General features: G+C 35.2%; 5 protein-coding genes. 4 read left to right on the top strand and 1 reads right to left on the bottom strand.

Annotated features, from left to right (window positions below; all coding sequences use genetic code 11):
* The 4 genes from AC220I_RS16765 to AC220I_RS16750 form a co-directional block, all read left to right on the top strand.
* On the top strand, positions 1-802 hold an 802-nt coding region (locus AC220I_RS16765; RefSeq protein ID WP_486725012.1), incomplete at its 5' end, for a polyprenyl synthetase family protein.
* A gap of 54 nt (positions 803-856) precedes the next feature.
* Entirely contained in the window at positions 857-1,801 is a 945-nt protein-coding gene (locus AC220I_RS16760; protein ID WP_486725011.1) for a hypothetical protein, read from the top strand.
* 270 nt (positions 1,802-2,071) lie between these two features.
* Positions 2,072-3,709: a tetratricopeptide repeat-containing diguanylate cyclase gene (locus tag AC220I_RS16755; RefSeq protein WP_486725010.1), complete on the top strand. Its 1,638-nt coding sequence runs from the start codon at positions 2,072-2,074 to the stop codon at positions 3,707-3,709.
* Positions 3,702-4,685: an HD domain-containing phosphohydrolase gene (locus AC220I_RS16750; protein WP_486725009.1), complete on the top strand. Its 984-nt coding sequence runs from the start codon at positions 3,702-3,704 to the stop codon at positions 4,683-4,685. Before AC220I_RS16755 ends, AC220I_RS16750 begins: the two co-directional genes overlap by 8 nt.
* A gap of 102 nt (positions 4,686-4,787) precedes the next feature.
* Here AC220I_RS16750 and AC220I_RS16745 read toward each other — a convergent pair whose 3' ends face one another.
* Positions 4,788-5,909, bottom strand: a complete 1,122-nt coding sequence (locus tag AC220I_RS16745) for a diguanylate cyclase (protein ID WP_486725008.1) — start codon at positions 5,907-5,909, stop codon at positions 4,788-4,790.
* Positions 5,910-6,160 lie beyond the last annotated feature (251 nt).

Here is a 6,160-nt window from a genome sequence, read left to right as displayed (position 1 = left end):
GTTTAAAATGGTCTTAAATGAAATATTGAAACCTGTTGACCAAGAAGTGCAAATAGTCCAAGAAATGCTGGATGAATTTGCTAAGGGTCTTGAGGTGGAAAATTCAATAAAACTTTTCACTGATCTTTTTAGAGCGAAAGGGAAAGCCTTAAGAGCTTCTATCTTGTTTTTATCATATAAAGCAACAAAGGAGATCAGTGAAATAGAGAGCCCTGTAATTCTCGAAATGGGTTTCATCGTTGAGCTGATTCACAATGCCAGTTTAATTCATGATGATGTAATTGATGAGGAAGTCATTAGAAGAGGTCAAAGTTCAGCTAACAGAAAATACGGCAACTCAATTGCTGTGTTAATGGGAGATATAGTATTCGCCCAAGCAATTAAAAAGGCAATTTCTTTAAATCAATTGCATCTTTCAGATGACTTATGTGATCTAGCGCTTATAATGAGTAATTCAGAGATTAAGCAGGCAGAAGGCATTTCAAATAGGGAAGATTACTTGAAAATGATTGAAGGCAAAACTGCTCGTTTCATGAGCCTATGCTGTGATTGGGGATCGAGATACTCAGGCGGAAATGAGCTGGCAAAAAAAAATCTTAAAGCGTATGGCTTATGTTTAGGAATGGTTTATCAGATGAGAGATGATATTCATGATCAAGATCATAATGCTATGAAATATCTTCAACAAGATGATATTGATTTTTTTAAAGATAAAGGTATTAAGCATTTAATGGCTCTAGAGGACTCAATTTATCGGGAACATTTACTGCATTTAATTGAATTTGCAGCTAGAACGGCATAAAAATGCTTAGGATGAGCATGTCCAAATCACAATCTGTACAAGAAGGAGAAAGTAATGAAACTTTATAAAATCATGAAAAAGCCACCATTTTTTTTAAGCGCATCACATTGGATGACAAAACAGGACCATCCAATTGAAAGTGGTCCAAATTCGAGACAAGCGGTTATTATTCCACTTTTGCTTATTCAGTATGGCAGCTTTAAAGCAAAGGCAAAAACGATGACAAAACTCAAAAAATATTTTTTATCATCTTTTAAGGAGATGATCATCAGTGCAAGCAGTCTAAAGAAAAATACCCACTCAGGAAAACGAACAATTGACACTGAAACCTTGAAAGCAATGGAAGCATATGCACATGAGTTAGGCGTTTCAAATGTAGGCTATACTAAAGTCAACCCAAATTATATTTTTAAAGATTTTGAAATCCTTTATGATAATGCAATCATGCTGACAATGGAAATGAAAAGAGATTTGATTGCATCTAATCCGAGCTTAGAGTCTAGTAAAGAGATCTTTAGAACCTATGAGGCCTTAGGGATTGCTGTGAATAAAATTGGAGATTTTTTAAGAGAAAGAGGGTATGACTGCCATCCAAGTCCTGCGATTGGTGGCGATATCAATACTGTACCAACTGCTCAAGATGCCAATTTAGGTTATATCGGCAAGAATGGCATCCTTATAACACCAGAGTTCGGACCATGTGTACGTCTAGCCGCAGTATTTATAGATGTCGACAACCTCCCAATAGCAAATGAAAACACCCATGAATGGATAGGTGACTTCTGTAAAACATGTAACAGATGCGTAAAATCATGCCCAAAAGGTGCAATTTATGAGACGCCAAAAGTCCTTCCTGATGGCACCTTAGTTTATATTGATTTACACAAATGTGCACCGCCATTTTCAGAAGGGTGTTCAAAATGTATTAGTAACTGTGTTTTTACAGGTGGTAATTATGAAAAAATAAAAGAGGTACATGAGATTAGGACACAAGTATAAAATAGATTGGTCAAATTTAAAATCACATTTAAGAATGTGATTTTTTTTGCCTTATATGATAAGCCAAGGGACTCTTGTTGGTTGTGATTTTGATGTTGTGGGTAGTAATTTAAAAGATGTGTCAATCATAATTAAATGCAAAAGGACATTATATTTAGTTGAGGAAATATAAATAATTTCCTTTATTTCATTTATAGATGTATTATAATAATATAGTGATGATTTAATCATGATGATTAAAATATAATGGACTTAAATGAGGTTTATCAAATGACAAACAAAATCATGGCAATCTTGGCATCATCAAAAAAAATTGCCCTTGAAGATCCTAAAAAATCATATGAGATGGCAAGAAAAGCATATGAGTTGGCTTTAAGCAGCAATCTGCAATTTGAACTTGCCAATGCGTATTTTAGTATGGCCTATGCTTGTCGAGTGATGTCTGATTACACCAAGGGGCTTAATTATGCTTTTAAAGGATTGGATATTTTTGAAGCACTTAGTGATAACGATGGTATATTGAGAGTCAGAAATATCATAGGTATTATCTATTTCTATTATGGAGACTATAAGACAGCACTTGAAAATTTTAATATTGCACTTCAAATACTTGAAGTTACTGAAAATCCAAATTTAAAGTCCAGTATCCTAAACAACATCGGTGAAATTTATAGGATGGCAAGTGATTATGGTAAAGCCATTGACTATTATTTGGAATCTCTTGCAATTTCCGAGGATTTTAACCTTGTGATGAATGTCGCCATCATAAATGCAAATATCGGCGAAATATACTATTTGAAAAAGGATTATGCCACTGCAAGCTCGTATTTTGATAAAGCCTTTAAAGAGTCATTAAATACAAATGATTTGATCTCAAAGGGTGAAGCACAAACTAAACTTGGAAGAATCAAATTTGCTCTCGGAGATTATGATTTAGCAAGAGACCACTATACTTCAGCCCTGCAGTTATTCAATAAGGTCAATAACAAGTTCTATCTTGTGGAGACATTAATTTCAATGGCTGAACTGAATCAAAAAATGGAGAGAAATCCAAAGCCCTATTTAATGGAGGCTTTAAATTATGCAATAGAAAACAGGCTGGAACTAAAGATCAGCCTTATCTATAAAATGTTGGTAAATTATCATGAACAAAGTCATGAGTTTGAAATGGCATTGTATTATCACAAGTTGTTTTATCACAAGGAAAAAGAAATTGAAGCGGGCAACCTATCTATGAAATTAGAGCTCTTAGCCTTGGAATTCGATTATTACAAAGAGAAAAGTGAACTTGAAAAAAATAAGAAACTCAGTGACAAGCTGACGCGTGAAGTTACTGAGTCCAAGGAAGAGCTAAAAGAGATTAAGGCACAAAACGAGCGTTTAATTGAAGTAAGTATCATTGATGAGCTCACTCAGGTGTACAATCGAAGGGGTATCAATAAATTGCTTAGGGAGAACGTTTCAAAGTCAAACGATGCTTATGACTTGATCCTTATGATCGATATAGATCGGTTTAAAGCCTATAATGACTATTGGGGACATTTAAAAGGCGACCAGTGCTTAAAACTCATTACCAATTGTTTAAAGCACTTAGATTATGAGGATTATTTTATAGGTAGATATGGTGGTGAAGAGTTCATTTGCTATATGAAAGTGAGAGATCCAGAGATGGCTGTCAATCGTGCCGAAGAGATTAGAAGGCGCGTTTTAGCATTAGAAATCGCATATACAGATGATCATCATGATATCGTTTCCATCAGCATTGGGGGCATCGTTGATAAGATGGCGGTTTCCAAAATAGACGACTATATTGATGCAGCGGATAAATGGCTTTACCTCTCTAAAGAGAAGGGGCGGAACAGAGTTAGTATTGGAGAGAAAAACGGGTGTGAGGTTATATATGATTGATCCAAAGTATAAAAAATCTGATCAAATACTTGAAGTGTATTCAGAGTTTGGCAATATTGGCATTTGGTTTTTTGATAGACAGACAGGGTATGAAGAAGTATCGGAGGAATGGGCAGCTATGCTTGGCTATAAAGCCGATGCCTTGAACCCCATGACCAAAGAAAAATTTTTAAATCTAATCCATCCTGATGATTGCCAAAGGAGTAAGGAAAAAATAGAGACACTGTATTCCGGTGGTTATATTTCATATGAAAACGAGTTTAGATTAAAGCATCAAGATGGTCATTATGTATGGGTATTGTCACAAGCAAAGGTCTTCTCGTGGGAAGACGGAAAACCTAAAATGATAATTGGTACACACATCAATATAGAAAATCAGAAAAAGCAGCTTGAAAAAATAAAAAAGCAAAATATAGCCATGGTTTCAGCCCTTTCAAAAGTGATTGAGTTAAAGGACATATACACCAAAAATCACCTAGAAGGTGTTGCAGATATTTCGGTTGAAATCGGTCAAAGACTGGGGCTTGATGAGGATGTTCTTGAGCAACTTTGGATTGCAGGACATTTACACGATTTGGGCAAGGTTCAGGTCCCCACAGAAATTTTAAACAAAGCTGGAAAACTGACGCTTGAGGAATATGAGGTTGTTAAGAAGCATCCTGAGTTTGGATATGAAATTTTAAAGAATCTAGATTTTGGGTTTTCATTAGCAGAAGTGGTATCGCAGCATCATGAGAGGAATGATGGGAGTGGTTATCCAAAAGGGCTAAAAGATGATGAGATTTTCTATTTGGCAAAGATTGTTTCTGTGGCAGATGTAGTCAATGCAATGATGACGGATAGACCCTATAGGAAAAGACTTAGCAATGCTGAAGTGATTGAGACCTTGCTAGACGCAAAGGGGACTCATTTCGATGCGGAAATCGTCGATGCTTGCTGTCGTTACATTAGGCTTCTTCCAGAAAACAGCTTATAAGAGAATCCCTTTTCCAAGTTATCTAGGTGAGAATACAAGCTTTTGTTTAAGATGACGGAATTGTTTTAATATAAAATCATAACGCCTGAAGGCGTAAGACCTTCAGGCGTTTATTAATGTGGCAATGCCACCACCTTGTGTTTTAGAAATATACATTGCGGTATCAGCGCTGTTTAATATTTCACTAGGTGAGTTTATGGCATCATTCATAGTTGCGATGCCGATGCTCAAAGATGGTTGCCATACTTCAATACTACCTTCATATTTTTCTCTACATAAGGTGTTTAGCTTGTCGCCTAGAGTTAATGCACCGGATTCATCCGTATTTGAGCAAATGATTATAAACTCATCACCACCTAATCGACAGGCAATATCGGTTATTCTAATACTATCCTTGAGAAAAGTGGCAATCCACTTTAAAACAATATCGCCCTGTTCATGGCCATGGTTGTCATTAACAGATTTAAATTTATCAACATCTATAAAAAGAATCGAAAATACTTGTTTGTATCTTTTCCAGTGATGAATCAATTTTTGGATTTCGTCCATTACGAAACGTCTATTTGGTAAACCTGTCAAGACGTCCAATAGGATCAGTTGATTTAATTTTTTATTGGCTTCCATAAGCTCGGTCGTTCTTTGTTTAACTTTTTTCTCAAGTTCAAAATTTTTTCGTTCAATTTCACGATTTTTAGTATAAACAAGTTCATATAAGACTTTAAGCGCTTTAAGAAAAGATTCAGTAGCAGTGTCAGGCGTCTTTTCTTCTTTTTCAAATGCAAGGGCAGGGGATATGCCTTCAAGGTTTATAAGATTAACTTGTCTAATCAAGTTTTTATCTGTAATTAGGATATGATAGACCAACCATCGAATCAAATATTCTGCTATATCATTTAACTTTAAAGGATTGAGCAGTTGAGCGGGATTTTTAAAACGCGCCCTAATCTCTTCAATAAATTCTTTATGTGATTGTATGTGATCTTCAACATGGCGGTGGTCTATGGAACAGACTTCCATTAAAGTCTCCTCAGTTTCAAAGTGCTCAATGACATAATCCGAAAGTTGCTTGCTGATGTCATCTATATTATTAGAAGTAATTAGTCTACTATCAAGACTGATTTCGAGTAATTTATTGATCATTTCCACTAATACATAATGTTGTGCGTCGATGATTTGATTGCCAGTATTGAATGCTTCATCCCATTTAAATAAACTTGATGGCATCTTAATCACCTCCTTAATTGTGGCATATTAAATTATTGATTAAAATATATACCCAAAGAATTGACCATACGTTCACTTTTCCCCACAATACCATTCGTGGAAAAAATGATATAATACTGCTAGAGACGAGTGCTTCATATAAATGGGTACATTTTGGAAGTTTTATATCGAAATAGAATAATTAGAGTTGAAGGCGGCAAGTCATGAAAAAATCCGAAAGGCTTAATGGCATCATTTTCACCTTAAAAGAG

Source organism: Fusibacter sp. (genome assembly GCF_057447755.1).
This window is presented reverse-complemented; position numbering and strand designations above follow the sequence as displayed.

Coding starts and splice junctions, on each gene's coding strand:
- AC220I_RS16760 (WP_486725011.1), top strand. CDS start 857: ATGAAACTTTATAAAATCATGAAAAAGCCACCATTTTTTTTAAGCGCA.
- AC220I_RS16755 (WP_486725010.1), top strand. CDS start 2,072: ATGACAAACAAAATCATGGCAATCTTGGCATCATCAAAAAAAATTGCC.
- AC220I_RS16750 (WP_486725009.1), top strand. CDS start 3,702: ATGATTGATCCAAAGTATAAAAAATCTGATCAAATACTTGAAGTGTAT.
- AC220I_RS16745 (WP_486725008.1), bottom strand. CDS start 5,909: ATGCCATCAAGTTTATTTAAATGGGATGAAGCATTCAATACTGGCAAT.